The 14,203-nt window shown below is 75.0% G+C and carries 12 protein-coding genes; 7 read left to right on the top strand and 5 right to left on the bottom strand.

Features of this window, described 5'->3' with window-relative positions; all coding sequences use genetic code 11:
- Nucleotides 1–62: 62 nt before the first annotated feature.
- Nucleotides 63–1,439, top strand: coding sequence for an alpha/beta hydrolase (locus KYT88_RS07275; RefSeq protein ID WP_043587924.1), 1,377 nt, complete (start codon nt 63–65; stop codon nt 1,437–1,439).
- A 42-nt stretch (nt 1,440–1,481) separates the two neighbouring features.
- Here KYT88_RS07275 and KYT88_RS07280 read toward each other — a convergent pair whose 3' ends face one another.
- On the bottom strand, nt 1,482–1,928 hold the full coding sequence (locus KYT88_RS07280) for an META domain-containing protein (protein ID WP_043587246.1): 447 nt from the start codon (nt 1,926–1,928) through the stop codon (nt 1,482–1,484).
- Between the two features lie 55 nt (nt 1,929–1,983).
- Between KYT88_RS07280 and gatC the strand changes: the two genes are divergently transcribed.
- From gatC to KYT88_RS07300, 4 genes are read left to right on the top strand one after another with little or no spacing between them, the layout of a single operon-like run.
- Nucleotides 1,984–2,367, top strand: coding sequence for an Asp-tRNA(Asn)/Glu-tRNA(Gln) amidotransferase subunit GatC (gatC, locus tag KYT88_RS07285; RefSeq protein WP_043587244.1), 384 nt, complete (start codon nt 1,984–1,986; stop codon nt 2,365–2,367).
- 7 nt (nt 2,368–2,374) lie between these two features.
- Nucleotides 2,375–3,925, top strand: coding sequence for an Asp-tRNA(Asn)/Glu-tRNA(Gln) amidotransferase subunit GatA (gene gatA / locus KYT88_RS07290; protein WP_043587242.1), 1,551 nt, complete (start codon nt 2,375–2,377; stop codon nt 3,923–3,925).
- Entirely contained in the window at nt 3,925–5,427 is a 1,503-nt protein-coding gene (gene gatB, locus KYT88_RS07295; protein ID WP_043587241.1) for an Asp-tRNA(Asn)/Glu-tRNA(Gln) amidotransferase subunit GatB, read from the top strand. Before gatA ends, gatB begins: the two co-directional genes overlap by 1 nt.
- Nucleotides 5,424–7,061, top strand: a complete 1,638-nt coding sequence (locus KYT88_RS07300; RefSeq protein ID WP_043587238.1) for an ABC-F family ATP-binding cassette domain-containing protein — start codon at nt 5,424–5,426, stop codon at nt 7,059–7,061. The genes gatB and KYT88_RS07300 overlap by 4 nt, the downstream gene beginning before the upstream one ends.
- Before the next feature lie 27 nt (nt 7,062–7,088).
- Here KYT88_RS07300 and KYT88_RS07305 read toward each other — a convergent pair whose 3' ends face one another.
- Nucleotides 7,089–8,738, bottom strand: coding sequence for a hypothetical protein (locus tag KYT88_RS07305; protein ID WP_043587235.1), 1,650 nt, complete (start codon nt 8,736–8,738; stop codon nt 7,089–7,091).
- Nucleotides 8,739–8,885: 147 nt separating this feature from the next.
- Between KYT88_RS07305 and KYT88_RS07310 the strand changes: the two genes are divergently transcribed.
- Nucleotides 8,886–9,602, top strand: a complete 717-nt coding sequence (locus KYT88_RS07310) for a DedA family protein (protein ID WP_043587233.1) — start codon at nt 8,886–8,888, stop codon at nt 9,600–9,602.
- A 126-nt stretch (nt 9,603–9,728) separates the two neighbouring features.
- Nucleotides 9,729–10,397 carry a hypothetical protein gene (locus KYT88_RS07315; protein WP_043587231.1) on the top strand — a complete coding sequence of 223 codons (669 nt, stop codon included), beginning with the start codon at nt 9,729–9,731 and terminating at the stop codon, nt 10,395–10,397.
- Nucleotides 10,398–10,446: 49 nt separating this feature from the next.
- On the opposite strand, the gene KYT88_RS07320 is transcribed toward KYT88_RS07315, so the two are convergent.
- The 3 genes from KYT88_RS07320 to KYT88_RS07330 all read right to left on the bottom strand — a co-directional run bounded on the left by KYT88_RS07320 (nt 10,447) and on the right by KYT88_RS07330 (nt 14,199).
- Nucleotides 10,447–12,135: a long-chain-fatty-acid--CoA ligase gene (locus KYT88_RS07320; protein ID WP_043587230.1), complete on the bottom strand. Its 1,689-nt coding sequence runs from the start codon at nt 12,133–12,135 to the stop codon at nt 10,447–10,449.
- A gap of 96 nt (nt 12,136–12,231) precedes the next feature.
- A complete protein-coding gene (locus KYT88_RS07325) occupies nt 12,232–12,678 on the bottom strand; it encodes an SRPBCC family protein (RefSeq protein WP_043587228.1) in 447 nt (148 codons plus the stop codon).
- A gap of 72 nt (nt 12,679–12,750) precedes the next feature.
- On the bottom strand, nt 12,751–14,199 hold the full coding sequence (locus KYT88_RS07330) for a phytoene desaturase family protein (RefSeq protein WP_043587226.1): 1,449 nt from the start codon (nt 14,197–14,199) through the stop codon (nt 12,751–12,753).
- Between the last annotated feature and the right edge of the window lie 4 nt (nt 14,200–14,203).

Genomic DNA, 14,203 nt, shown 5'->3' on the forward strand with positions numbered 1-14,203 from the left:
GCGCGGGGCGCGCCGACCTCGGGCGCAGGCCCTCCCACGCCGCATTCTGGGGGATCTGGACCGTGACGACTCGCGTGCGCGCGCTGCTCACCGCCTCGGCCATCGCATGCGCGCTGGTCGGGTCGCTCGTGGCACCCGCGGCCCCTGCCGTCGCGGCGACGCGTCCGCCCGCGGTCCTCGCCGGGCCCGACGCGGCGGATCCGACCACGGGCGCACACCTGCCGAGCTCCGCGCGCGTGGTCCAGCAGCTCCGAGACGAGGATGTCTCCGACCGGGCGCTCCGCGGCACGGCCCCCGTCGCGCTCCTGGGCGCGTTGCCCGCGCTCGACGTGCCGGAGCTCCGGCGGCTCGCCCGTGCGGTCCCGGCGACGATCCGCGAGCTCATCCGCCGTCCGCCCTCCGTGTCCGGCGTCGCCGCCTGGTGGTCGGGCCTCGCGCAGGCGGAGCGCCTCGATCTGGCCGAGGGGATCCCCGAGCTCGTGGGCAACCTGGAGGGGATCCCCGTGATCGAGCGCGACGCCGCCAACCGCCGCCTCCTCGACCAGCGCGACCGCGAGCTGCATGCCCGAGCCACCACGACGCCGGGGCGCGGTGCGCAGCAGGAGCTCGGGCGCGACATGGACATGCTCGCCGAGGTGCGTCGCGCGCTAGAGCCTGCGGCGGGCGGCCCCGCGCGGTCGCTGCTCACGCTCGACACGACGTGGCCGGGCCGCGCCGGCGTCGTGCTGGGCGACCTCGACACGGCGGCGTACGTCTCGATCGTGGTGCCGGGCATGTTCTACTCCGTGTCCGACCGCCTGGTCGACTGGACGGACGTCGCGGCGCGCCTCCAGCAGCAGCAGACGACGCTCATCGGCGCGGGCGCGGACGAGGGTGGTTCCGGCGTCGCGACCATCGCGTGGATCGGCTACCGCACGCCCGACCTCCTGGGCATCGGATCCCTCGACCTCGCGGACGAGGGCGCCCAGTACCTGGAGGACGCGATCCAGGGCATCCAGGGTCTGCGCCGCGACGACCCGCCGTACCTCGCCGTCATCGCGCACTCCTACGGGTCGACGGCGGCGCTGCTCGCGCTCTCGAGCGGTCGGGCGTCCGTCGACGCCCTCGCCATGGTCGGGTCGCCGGGCGGCGCCGTCCGCGACGCCGCGGAGCTCGACGTGCCGGTCGGCCGCGTCTTCGTGGGCGAGGCGCCGTGGGATCCGGTGGTCGGGTCGTCGTACTTCGGGTCGGACCCGGGCAGCGCGTCGTTCGGCGCCGAGCACTTCGGCGTCGCCGGTACGGGCGCGGCCTCCGGCGTCTCGGCCGACGGATCCCTCGCGGGCGTCGTCGGGCACAACAGCTACTTCGACCGGGGCACGGAGTCCTTCCGGAACCTCGCCCTCATCGGGATCGACCGGCCGGTCGCGCACGACGTCCACTCGGACGCCAGCGGCAGGTAGGGGAGGCGCGCAGCAGCCCGACCGCGGCGGGCCAGGCGGCGGTCAGCCGCGGCTGCGCTCGGCGTACTCCAGCCGCACGTCGTCCGGACCCGTGGCGACGAGGTGGCCGTCGTCCACCTGCAGCGCCGAGACGGCGGCGAGGTCCTGGAAGTAGCGGGCCTCGAGGCCGCCGTCCTCGCACGGGAGCGTGCCGGGGGCCACCGCGCTGAGCATCCCCTCGCCGCGTTCGGCCATCCGCCCGGAGTAGTCGTTGCAGGGGCCGCGCCCGCTGATCTCCCCGCCGCCGACGCGCATCGTGATGAGCGTGTCGCCGACGCCGAGGTCGCCCGCGGCATCGGATCCCGCGACCAGGTGCCAGTTCCCGCGCACGTCGCTCACGGGCGCGCATCCGGCGAGCGGCACCAGGGCGAGCGCGGCGAGGGCGGCGACCGCGGCCCCGCGGGCGCGTCCGGATCGGCGGCGGGCGGGGATCCGGGCGGCGGTGGGCATGGGGTCACGCTAATAGAATCTCCCGGTACCCCCGCACACAGTCCTTTGGAGACGCATGCCCGACACCCGGCCCGAGCCCGCCGACGCGACCAGCGGGGACGAGACCCCGCAGGCGCCGACCCCGCAGGCGCCGACCCCCACGGAGCAGATCAGCCGGGAGCAGGTGGAGCACCTCGCGGGCCTCGCGCGCATCCGCCTGAGCCCGGAGGAGATCGACACGCTCACGACCGAGCTCGGCCTCATCGTCGAGTCGGTCGCGAAGGTGACCGCCGTCGCGGGACCGGACGTCCCCGCGACCAGCCACCCGATCCCGCTCGTGAACGTGTACCGGCCCGACGTGCCGGGCGAGACGCTGACCACCGCCCAGGCGCTCGCCGGCGCACCCGAGCACGACGGATCCCGCTTCAAGGTGTCGGCGATCCTCGGCGAAGAGCAGTAGGAGCACCATGACCGACGACCTCACGCGCCTCAGCGCCGCCGACCTCGCCGACCGCCTCGCCTCCCGCGAGGTCTCCAGCGTCGACGCCGTGCGCGCGCACCTCGACCGCATCGACCACGTCGACGGCGACGTCCACGCGTTCCTCCACGTCTCCGGTGAGCGCGCGCTCGGGCGCGCCGCCGAGATCGACGCGCAGCGCGCCGACGGCGCCCCGCTCGGGCCGCTCGCGGGCGTGCCCATCGCCATCAAGGACGTCCTCTGCACCATCGACATGCCGTCCACCGCGGGCTCGCGCATGCTCGAGGGCTGGACCCCGCCCTACGACGCCACCGTCGTGCAGCGCCTCCGCGCCGCGGGCCTCGTGCCGCTCGGCAAGACGAACATGGACGAGTTCGCGATGGGATCCTCCACCGAGCACTCCGCGTTCGGCGCCACGCACAACCCGTGGGACCTCGACCGCATCCCCGGCGGCTCGGGCGGCGGATCCGCTGCCGCGGTCGCGGCGTTCGAGGCGCCCGTCGCGCTCGGCTCCGACACGGGCGGCTCCATCCGGCAGCCCGCCGCCGTCACCGGATCCGTCGGCGTCAAGCCCACCTACGGCGGCGTCAGCCGCTACGGCGCCATCGCGCTCGCGTCCAGCCTCGACCAGGTCGGTCCCGTCTCCCGCACGGTGCTCGACTCCGCGCTCGTGCACGACGTCATCGGCGGGCACGACCCGCGCGACTCCACGTCGCTGACGGACGCATGGCCGTCGTTCGCCGACGCCGCGCGCGCCGGGCAGCGCGAGGGATCCGTGAAGAGCCTCCGCATCGGCGTCGTGAAGCAGCTCGACGGCGAGGGCTTCCAGGCCGGCGTCACGCAGCGCTTCCGCGAGGCGCTTGACCTGCTCGAGCAGGCCGGCGCCGAGATCGTCGAGGTGAGCGCGCCGAACTTCGAGCACGCCATCGCGGCCTACTACCTGATCCTCCCCGCGGAGGCGTCGAGCAACCTCGCCAAGTTCGACTCGGTGCGCTTCGGCCTCCGCGTCAACCCGCCCGGCGGCGGCACCGTCGAGGACGTCATGGCCGCGACCCGCGAGGCCGGCTTCGGCCCCGAGGTCAAGCGCCGGATCATCCTCGGCACCTACGCGCTGAGCGCCGGCTACTACGACGCGTACTACGGCAGCGCGCAGAAGGTCCGGACGCTGATCCAGCGCGACTTCGACGCCGCGTTCCAGCAGGTCGACGTGCTCGTCACGCCGTCCGCGCCCACCACGGCGTTCAAGCTCGGCGAGAAGCTCGACGACCCGCTGGCGATGTACCTCAACGACCTCACGACGATCCCCGCGAACCTCGCGGGCGTCCCCGGCATCGGCCTCCCCATCGGGCTCGCGCCCGAGGACGGGCTGCCCGTCGGGATCCAGTTCATGGCGCCCGCCCGCGAGGACGCGCGCCTCTACACGGTCGGTGCCGCGCTCGAGGGGATCCTCGAGCGGCGGTGGGGCGGGCCCCTGCTCGCCCAGGCACCCGAGCTCGCGCGCGCCGCGACGCGCACCACCCTGGACGGAGACACGCACTGATGGCCAAGGCAGAGCTGATGGACTACGACGAGGCCATCGAGATGTTCGAGCCCGTGCTCGGGTTCGAGGTGCACGTCGAGCTGAACACGCGCACGAAGATGTTCTCCGACGCCCCGAACTTCTTCGGCGGCGAGCCCAACACCAACATCACGCCCGTCGACCTGGGCCTTCCCGGCTCGCTGCCGGTCGTGAACGAGCAGGCCGTGAAGCACTCGATCAGCCTGGGCCTCGCGCTCGGCTGCGAGATCGCGCCCAGCTCGCGCTTCGCCCGGAAGAACTACTTCTACCCGGACCTCGCGAAGAACTACCAGATCAGCCAGTTCGACGAGCCCATCGCGTTCCGCGGCTCCGTCGAGGTGGAGATGCCCGACGGCCGCATCGTCACGGTGCCGATCGAGCGCGCGCACATGGAGGAGGACGCCGGGAAGCTCACGCACGTGGGCGGCGCGACGGGCCGGATCCAGGGCGCCGACCACTCGCTGGTCGACTACAACCGCGCGGGCGTGCCGCTCGTGGAGATCGTGACCGACATCATCTACGGGGCGGAAGCCGAGGCGCCGGAGCTCGCGAAGGCGTACGTGTCGACCATCCGCGACATCGTCGTGGCGCTCGGCATCTCCGACGCGAAGATGGAGCGCGGCAACCTCCGCTGCGACGCGAACATCTCGCTGAGCCCGCGCGGATCCGGGAAGCTCGGCACCCGCACGGAGACGAAGAACGTCAACTCGCTCCGCTCGGTCGAGCGCGCCATCCGCTACGAGATCCAGCGCCAGGCGGCCATCCTCGCCGCGGGCGGCACGATCACGCAGGAGACCCGGCACTGGCACGAGGACACCGGCCGCACCTCCGCCGGGCGCCCGAAGAGCGACGCCGACGACTACCGCTACTTCCCGGAGCCCGACCTGCTGCCCGTGCAGCCGAGCGCCGAGCTGATCGAGGAGCTGCGCGCGGCGCTGCCCGAGGCGCCCGCGATCCGCCGCCGCCGGCTCAAGGCCGAGTGGGGCTTCACCGACCTCGAGTTCCAGGACGTCGTGAACTCCGGGCTCCTCACCGAGCTCGTCGACACGGTCGAGGCCGGGGCTGCACCGCAGGCGGCGCGCAAGTGGTGGACGGGCGAGATCGCCCGCATCGCCAACGCGCGCGGCGTGGACGCGGCGACGCTCATCAGCCCCACGCAGGTCGCGTCCGTCATCGAGCTGGTCGAGGCGGGGACGCTGACGAACCGCCTGGCACGCGACGTGCTCGAGGGCGTCATCGACGGCGAGGGCACGGCGCAGGAGGTCGTGGACGCCCGCGGGCTCGCCGTGGTCTCCGACGACGGTCCGCTCATCGAGGCGATCGACGCCGCGCTGCAGGCGCAGCCCGACGTGCTCGCGAAGATCCGCGACGGCAAGGTGCAGGCGGCCGGCGCGGTCATCGGCGCCGTGATGAAGGCCATGCGCGGCCAGGCGGACGCGGCCCGCGTCCGCGAGCTCGTGCTGGAGCGCGCGCAGGCCTCGTGACCGCGACCCTCGTCGCCCGCGGCCTCGCCGGAGGCCACGGGCACCGCACGCTCTTCTCCGGGCTCGACCTCACGGTCGCGCCCGGGGACGTCGTGGGCCTCGTCGGCGCGAACGGCGCGGGGAAGAGCACGCTGCTGCGGCTCCTCGCGGGCGTGGACGCGCCGCAGGACGGCCGCGTGCTGCTCTCGCCCGCCGATGCGTTCATCGGCTGGCTGCCGCAGGAGCACGAGCGGATCCCGGGCGAGACCGTCGCGGGCTACGTCGCCCGCCGCACCGGCTGCGCGGAGGCGTCCGCCGAGCTGGATCGCACCGCGGTCGCGCTCGGCGAGGGGCTGCCCGGCGCCGACGACGCGTACGGCACCGCGCTCGACCGCTGGATGGCGAGCGGCGCGGCCGACCTCGACGAGCGCCTCCCCGTGACGCTCGCGGAGCTCGGCCTCGACCTCGACCCGGAGCTCCCCACCGCCGGCCTCTCCGGCGGGCAGGCGGCCCGCGTCGCCCTCGCCGCGCTCCTGCTGAGCCGCTTCGACGTCGTGCTCCTCGACGAGCCCACCAACGACCTCGACCTCGACGGCCTCGCGCGCCTGGAGTCCTTCGTCCGCGGCCTCCGCGGCGGCGTCGTCCTCGTCTCCCACGACCGGGAGTTCCTCGCGCGCTGCGTCACGACCGTCGTCGAGCTCGACCTCGCGCAGGACAGCGTCCGCGTCTACGAGGGCGGGTACGACGCGTTCCTCGAGGAGCGCCAGGTCGCCCGCCGTCACGCGCGCGAGGCGTACGAGCAGTTCGCCGACACCAAGGCCGACCTCGTGTCCCGCGCCCGCACGCAGCGCGAGTGGTCGTCGCAGGGCGTGCGCAACGCGATGCGCAAGTCGCCCGACAACGACAAGATCCGCCGCAAGGCCGCGGCCGAGTCCAGCGAGAAGCAGGGCCAGAAGGTCCGCCAGATGGAGAGCCGCATCGCGCGCCTCGAGGAGGTCGAGGAGCCGCGCAAGGAGTGGGAGCTCGCCTTCACCATCGGGCAGGCGCCTCGGTCGAGCGCGGTGGTCGCGACGCTGCGCGAGGCGACCGTCACGCGCGGCGGCTTCACCCTCGGCCCCGTGTCGGTGCAGGTGGACGGCGGCGACCGCATCGGGATCACCGGCCCGAACGGGGCAGGCAAGTCGACGCTGCTCGGGCTGATCCTCGGCCGCATCGCCCCCGACGCGGGCGACGCCTCGCCCGGCCGGAGCGTGCAGGTGGGCGAGATCGACCAGGCCCGCCAGTCGCTGCGCGCCGAGCTGCCCCTCGCCGAGTCGTTCGCCGAGCAGGTGCCGGATCTCTCGCCCGCCGAGGTCCGCACGCTGCTCGCCAAGTTCGGACTGCGCGCCGACCACGTCACGCGTCCCGTCGACGGCCTCTCGCCCGGCGAGCGCACGCGCGCGGGCCTCGCGCTGCTCCAGGCGCGCGGCGTCAACCTGCTCGTGCTCGACGAGCCGACCAACCACCTGGACCTGCCCGCCATCGAGCAGCTCGAGCAGGCGCTCGACTCCTACGACGGCACGCTCCTGCTCGTCACGCACGACCGCCGCATGCTCGACGCCGTGCGCCTCGACCGGCACTGGCACGTGGACCGGGGCGTCGTCAGCGAGTCCTGACGGGCCGCGCCCGGTCGGGTCCCGTCGCTACTGGTAGGTGATCAGGTCCGGCACGGGCGAGACCTCGCGCATCGTCTGCTCCGGCGTGAGCATGGGCTTGTCCTCGTCGATGAAGTTCTTCCAGCCCCACGCCATCCCGGCGGGCGCGTCCGCGTGCAGGGCGCGCCAGGTCGCCTGCTTGTCGGGCTGGCCGCCCTGCCCGTCCGCGTGCACGAGCATCGCGAGCTCCGGGTGGTCCATGTCGAGCGACGCGCGGTCCTGGATCATGCTGAGCCGGAACTGGTGCAGCACGAGCATCTTCTGCGGGAGGCCCTTCTCGCGCACGACGCCCGCGAGCCAGTCGGTCGTGGCGTCGACCTCGGCCGCGGTCACGCTGCCGATCTGCTTCAGCGGCACCTGGTCCGCACCGAGCCGCCACTCGGGGTCGAGCGCGAGGCCCACGCCCGGCTGCGCGAGCACGGACTCGTAGCGCTTGGCCTGCGTGAGGAAGTCGGTGCGGCCGGGCTGGAGGTCGATGACGACGTAGACGCCCGCGTCCCGGGCAGCGTCGATCCACGGCTGCAGCGTCTCGACGGGCACCTCGGATGAGTAGTCGCCGTCGGGGCCTGCCTCGCCCGCGGCGACCGTGGCGATGAGCTCGAACATGGGGATCACGGGCTCGTCGGAGTAGGTCTGGTACTCCGCGGCCTGCGCCTTCGCGCGCGTCACGGCATCCGCGGGCCCCTGCTCGCCGAGCACGCCGAGCGCGCCCGTGCCGGCGGCCCCGTAGAGCGCCACGTAGCGCTTGCCGGGCAGGACGAGCTGGCCGCCGCCCGGCAGCTGGTCGCCCGTGGCGGCGGTGCGGATGCGGCCCTCGAGCGAGGCGTCGTCCGCGTAGGCGGCTCCGACCGCGATGGTGCTCGTCGCTGCCGCGTCGTGCAGCGCGGTGATCGCGTCGGCGGAGGCGCGGGGATCCGTGGAGGCCGCGGGCAGGACGGTCACGCCGACGCCGGCCGCGCGCGCCGTCGCGACCGCGGCGAGGGAGGACGCGGCGTCGGTCGCGAGCGCGTGCGCGCCGCTGAGGGCGGCCGCGGGTGCCGTGGCGGGGAGGGCCTGGTCGCCGGATCCGGTGGGCGGGGCCGCCGAGGACGCGTCGTCGTCGGGCGCGGCGAGCCCCGCCACGCGCGAGACGGCCGCGGACGGATCCCGGTCCGTGGCGTCCGCGACGTCGGCTCCCGTGAGGCGTGCGACGTCCGCGGCGCGGTCGGCCCGCACGACGGTGGTCGACCCGGGCAGCGCGGAGGTGGCGTCGTCCCCGAGGTCGCCGACGGCGAGCACGCCCGAGGATCCCAGGCGCTCGATCTCGGACTCCGCGCCCTGGCCCTGGACGAGGAGCGGCGCACCGAGCGCGACCGCGGCCTCCGCACCGAGCTCCTGCGCGGCGACGTCCCCGGCGGGGGCCAGCACCGCGACGGGCGCCTGGCGGAACAGGCTCCCGCTCATGGCGACGGACGCGTCCGAGTCGTCGGCCTGTCCCACGACGGTGAGGGGCGCGTCGGGCGCCGCGGTCACGGGTCGGAGGATCCCGGGCGCGTCCTGCTGGGTGGTGCAGGCGCCCAGGCCGACGGCGAGGCCGACGACGGCGAGGAGGGAGACGGAGGTGCGGATGGACCGGGGGAGGGGGATCGAGGACGGCACCCGACCACGCTACGCGACCCCCGGCGGGGGTGCGCGAACACGGCGGAGGCGTCCCCGAGGGGGGCAGTCGCATCGGCGGGACGTCGCGGCACATCCGCGAGGCGTCGCCGCCGGGACCCGACGCGAGCGGCCCGGTACCGTGTCCGGGTGACCGCTCTCCTGCCGCCGCCCCTCCTGCCGACGACGATCGCCGGGGTCCGTCCCGCCGCGACGGGCGGGGATCCGCTCCAGGGCCTCGACGGGCTCGTGGGCGCCGCGGCCCGCGTGATCGAGGCGCTCGGCGAGGCGGGCGTCGGCGCCATGACCTTCGTCGAGACGGTCTTCCCGCCCATCCCCAGCGAGGTGGTGCTGCCGCTCGCCGGCTTCGTCGCCGCCACGGGGCGCATGAACCTGGTGCTCGTCATCGTCGCCAGCACGCTCGGGGCGTACCTCGGCGCCCTCCTCCTCTACTGGCTCGGCCGGAGGGCGGGGGAGGAACGGACGATCCGCGTGCTCGCGAAGCTGCCGCTCGTGGAGCGCCACGACTTCGAGGTGGCCGCCGCCTGGTTCCACCGGCACGGCCGCTCGGCGGTGTTCTTCGGCCGTCTCGTGCCCGGCGTCCGCAGCCTGATCTCCCTGCCGGCCGGTGCCGCTGGCATGCCCGTCGGCCAGTTCAGCTTCTACACGATCGCCGGCAGCGGCCTCTGGAACGGCGCCCTCATCGGGCTGGGCGCGGCGCTCGGCAGCCAGTACGAGCTGATCGACGCGTACGCGCACTACCTTGACTACGCGGTGTACGCGGTGCTCGGGATCCTGCTGCTCGCGCTCATCGGCCGCGCCGTGCGCCGCCGCGTCCAGCAGGGCAGGGGCGCGGACGACCGCTGACGCCGTGCCCCGCGCGGGCGATGCGCACCCGCCTCCCACGGGGCTCCCGGCCCCGGCCCGTACGGTGGCCGGAGGCTGATGCGGTCGGCGACACCCGCCGATCCGGCCCCGGCGAGAGGCACCACCATGGGATTCCTGGACAGGCTCCTGGGCCGCGACGAGCAGCCCGACGAGGGACGCGACCGCTCATCGGGCGGGGCGCCGCGCGAGCGCAGCGCCGACGAGGTCGCGGTGGAGCGCTATCGCTACCTGCTCCGCACCGCGCCGCCGGAGCGGATCGAGGAGGTGCACCTCGAGGCGTTCCGGAAGCTCACCCCGGAGCAGCGCGAGATCCTCTTCCGGCAGCTCAGCTCGGACGCCGCCGAGGGCGACGCGCCCGTGGACGACCGCCCCGAGTCCCTCGCCCGCTCCGCCACGCGCTCGGAGATGCGCGCACCGGGCACGCTCGAGCGGACCCTCGGGCCGCGCGGCGGGCTCGCGGGCGCCGGCGGCGGGATGGGCATGGGCGGCATGATCGCCGGATCCATGCTCGGCACGATCGCCGGCGTCGTGGTCGGCTCGGCCATCGCGCAGGCGCTTATCCCGGACGCGGTCGGGCAGGACCAGGCCGGCGCGGACGGTGCCGACGGCGGTGCCGACGCGGGAGCCGACGGCGGCGCGGACGCGGGCACGACGGATGCGGGCGGCGCCGACGCGGGCGCCGGCGACTTCGGCAGCGGCGACTTCGGGGCCGGCGACTTCGGCGGCGGCGCCGACATGGGCGGCGGGGACTTCGGGGGCGGCGACTTCTTCTAGCGCGGCGTCGCGTCGCCGCGGCGTCGCGTCCCGGCGGGAGGCCGAACGCCTACCCGGCCTCGACGATCCCCTCGCGCACCTTCCGGCGCAGCACCTTCCCGAGGAGCGACGTCGGCAGCTCGTCGAGCACCACGATCCGCCGCGGCACCTTGTAGGCCGCGAGCTCGGCGCGCAGCGTCGTCCGCGCGGCCTGCTCGTCGAGCGTCGCGCCCTCCTGCAGGACCACGGCGGCGACGACCTCCTCGTCGCCGTCGTCGCGCGGGATCCCGACGACCGCGGCATCCCGCACGCCAGGCAGCCCGCGGACCGCCTCCTCGACCTCGGACGGCGACACGTTGAACCCGCCCGTGATGATGAGCTCCTTGATCCGGTCGGCGATGCGCACGAAGCCGTCCTCGTCGATCGTGACCACGTCGCCCGTGCGGAACCAGCCGCCCTCGAGCAGCACGGCGGCGGTCTCGTCGGGGCGGCCGTGGTACCCGCGGAACACCTGGGGTCCGCGCACGAGGAGCTCGCCGGACTCGCCCGCGGGCCGGTCGATCGTCGGGTCCTCGGGATCCACGACGCGCACCTCCGTGTTCGGCAGCGGCAGCCCGACCGTCCCGGCGCGACGCGTGTCGCCGACCGGGTTCGCCATCAGCACGGGCGAGCACTCCGAGAGGCCGTAGCCTTCGACCAGCCAGCCGCCGGTCTGCTCCTCCCACGGCACGACGACCGACTCGGGCAGGGCCATGGCGCCCGAGATGGAGATCGAGATGCCGGCGAGCGACACGCCCTCCACCTCGGCGGCCTCGCGCAGCCGCTTGTAGATGGGCGGCACGGCGGGCAGGAACGTGGGCGGGTGGCGGCGGATCGCCTGCAGCACGAGGCCGGGCTCGAAGCGGGGGAAGAGCACGAGCCGCGAGCCCATGCTCATCGCGAAGGTGAGGCAGAGGGTGAGCCCGTACGCGTGGAACATGGGCAGCACCGCGTACACGACGCTGGTGCCGCGGGACACCGTGGGGACCCACGCGCGGGACTGGGCGGCGTTCGCGCTGAGGTTGAGGTGCGTGAGCTCGGCGCCCTTCGGCGCGCCCGTCGTGCCGCTCGTGTACTGGATCACCGCGAGGTCGGTCGCCGCCGGGCGCGGGTGGTCGACGGGCAGGGGCGCGGCGGCGGAGATCCGCTCCCAGGTGATCGTGCCGGTGACCTTCGCGGCGATCGCGGCGCGGGCCGCGCGGGCCTTCGGGACGGGGAGGCGGAGGAGCAGCCGGGTGCGCGTCGGCATGGCGCGCGTCACGTCGACCGAGACGATGCGCTCGGGCCGCGCGCCGTCCGGCAGCCCCTGGATGGTCGCGACGGACTTGTCCCACGCGATGACGGTGCGCGCGCCGTGGTCCTCGAACTGGTGCTGCAGCTCGCGCGGCGTGTAGAGCGGGTTGTGCTCGACGACCACCGCGCCCAGTCGCAGCACCGCGTAGAACGCGACGACGTGCTGCGGGCAGTTCGGCAGCACGATCGCGACGGGGTCGCCCGCGCGGACGCCCGCGTCGGCGAGTCCCTGGGCAGCGCGCGCGATCTGCTCGCCGAGATCCCGGTAGCTCGTCTCCGCCCCGAGGAAGTCGAGCGCGGTGCCGCCGGGGAAGCGCAGGACGGACTGGTCGACGATGTCGACGAGCGATCCCTGCGGCAGATCGATCTCGTGCGGGACGTCGGGCGCGTAGCTGGCCAGCCAGGGCCGGTCGGTGGGGGTGGTCACCCCTCCCACCCTAGGCCGCGGGCGTGTCGTCGCCCGTGACGGGGAGGCGACTGTCGGGGGATGCGGGCGGCGCCGCATCCGCGGTCGACGCGGCGGTCAGCCCCGGCCCGCGCGCCGCCCCTCGGCGAGGTACGCCAGTCGGCGCAGCGTCTCCACGTTGCGCGCGTGCAGCAGCAGGTCCATCACGGGCGCGGGCACGAGGCGACCCGGCCCGCGCACGGCCTCCTCGGTCATGCGCACCTCGCAGCCGCCGGGCAGCGTCCGCACCTCGAGCGTCACGCGCGCCTCGCCGAGCGGCCAGCCCTTCGGCTGCATGACCATGCGGCGCGGCGGATGCCAGTCGAGCACCGTGGTCGCGTCGTCGATGAGCACGGGCCACGAGCCGAACGAGTGGTGCAGCTGCGCGCCGACAGCCGGCCAGGCGTCGTCGACGGCCCGCATCCGGGAGGCGCCGACGACCCACGCGGGGAACAGCCAGCCGTCGGCCACCACCTCGGCGACGTCGGCGGGCGAGCACTGCATGCGGCGGCGGGTCACGGACATGGTCCCAGTCTGGCGGGCGCGTCCAGGGCCGCGTGATCGGTCAGCGGGGCTCGACGCCCGAAGGCCCCGCTGCTACAGCGAGAGGTCCGGCCCGCGGTCGATGCCGAACTCGTGCCGCAGCGCGCTCCTGGCCGCCTGGTACCCGGCCATGCCGTGGACGCCGGGGCCCGGGGTCGCCGAGCTCGACGCGAGGTAGACGCCCGCGGCCGGCGTGCGCCACGGATCCGGCGAGAGCACCGGGCGCGCGAGCAGCTGCCAGACGCTCGCGGCACCGGCCGCGATGTCGCCGCCGATGTAGTTGGGGTCGTGCTCCTCCATGCCGACGGCGTCGATGCTGGAGGAGGCGAGGATCAGGTCGCGGAAGCCCGGAGCGAAGCGCTCGATCTGCCGCGTGATCGCCTCGGTCTGGTCGACGGTCGATCCCGCGGGCACGTGCGTGTACGCCCACAGCACGTGCTTGCCCGCGGGCGCGCGACCGGGGTCGTCGATCGAGGGCTGCGCGACGAGCACGTACGGGTCGTCGCTGTGGCGGCCGGCTGCGACGTCGCGCTCCGCCCGCTGGATCTCGGCCCGCGTGCCGCCGACGTGCAGCGTGCCCGCCTTCCGCAGCTCGGGATCGGTCCACGGCACCGGGCCGGAGAGCGCGAAGTCGACCTTGGAGGCCGCGTTGCCGTAGCGGAAGCGGCGGAGGGCCCGTAGGTAGCGCGCGGGAAGGCGGTCGCTCGCGATGCGCGAGAGGGCCCGGGCGCTGGTGTCGAGGAGCACCGCGCGGGCGGCCGGCAGCTCGCGCAGCGTGCGTACCTCGGATCCGGTGACGACCTCGCCGCCGTGCGCGCGCAGGTCCTCGACCATCGCGTCGACGATGGACTGGCTGCCGCCGATCGGCACCGGCCAGCCGCGCGCGTGGGCGTAGGCGCCGAGGGAGAGGGCGGCGGCGGCCGTCGACACGCTCGGCATCGTCTGGATCGCGTGGGCGGCGACCCCCGTGAACATCGCGGGCGCGACGTCGCCCCGGAAGCGCGCGTTCCAGGCGGGCGATCCCTGCTCGAGCGCGCGGAGGCCGAGGCGGACGGCGGTCGGCGGGTGCCGCGGCACCTGCAGGAGCGGTCCGTTCGTGAACTGGGCGACCCGGTCGGCCTGCGCGGCCAGCGGCCCCATCAGCTGCCGCCACGCGCGCCCGTCGACGCCGAGCGCGTCGGCCGTGCGGTCGATGTCGCGGTAGGCGATGCCCGAGACGCCGCCGTCGAGCGGGTGCCCGTAGGAGATCTCCGGCACGACGAGGTCGATGCGGCGGTCGAGCTGGAACGCCCGGAAGAAGCCGGACGCGAGCGCCATCGGGTGCACGGCGGAGCAGATGTCATGGTGGAAGCCGGGGAGCGTGAGCTCGGCCGTGCGGCTGCCGCCGCCGATCGTGTCGGCCCGCTCGTGCACCTCGACCCGGAGGCCCGCGCGCGCCATCGTCACGGCCGCGGCCAGCCCGTTCGGTCCGGATCCGACCACGATCACGTCGATGTCACCCATGCGT

This window comes from Clavibacter sp. A6099, from assembly GCF_021919125.1.
GTDB classification, from domain to species: Bacteria; Actinomycetota; Actinomycetes; order Actinomycetales; family Microbacteriaceae; genus Clavibacter; species Clavibacter seminis.

What these genes read in the sequence shown, in the direction of transcription:
- gatC (WP_043587244.1), top strand. Translation starts at nt 1,984, where the DNA reads ATGCCCGACACCCGGCCCGAGCCCGCCGACGCGACCAGCGGGGACGAG.
- KYT88_RS07330 (WP_043587226.1), bottom strand. Translation starts at nt 14,199, where the DNA reads ATGGGTGACATCGACGTGATCGTGGTCGGATCCGGACCGAACGGGCTG.
- gatB (WP_043587241.1), top strand. Translation starts at nt 3,925, where the DNA reads ATGGCCAAGGCAGAGCTGATGGACTACGACGAGGCCATCGAGATGTTC.
- KYT88_RS07325 (WP_043587228.1), bottom strand. Translation starts at nt 12,678, where the DNA reads ATGTCCGTGACCCGCCGCCGCATGCAGTGCTCGCCCGCCGACGTCGCC.
- KYT88_RS07280 (WP_043587246.1), bottom strand. Translation starts at nt 1,928, where the DNA reads ATGCCCACCGCCGCCCGGATCCCCGCCCGCCGCCGATCCGGACGCGCC.
- gatA (WP_043587242.1), top strand. Translation starts at nt 2,375, where the DNA reads ATGACCGACGACCTCACGCGCCTCAGCGCCGCCGACCTCGCCGACCGC.
- KYT88_RS07315 (WP_043587231.1), top strand. Translation starts at nt 9,729, where the DNA reads ATGGGATTCCTGGACAGGCTCCTGGGCCGCGACGAGCAGCCCGACGAG.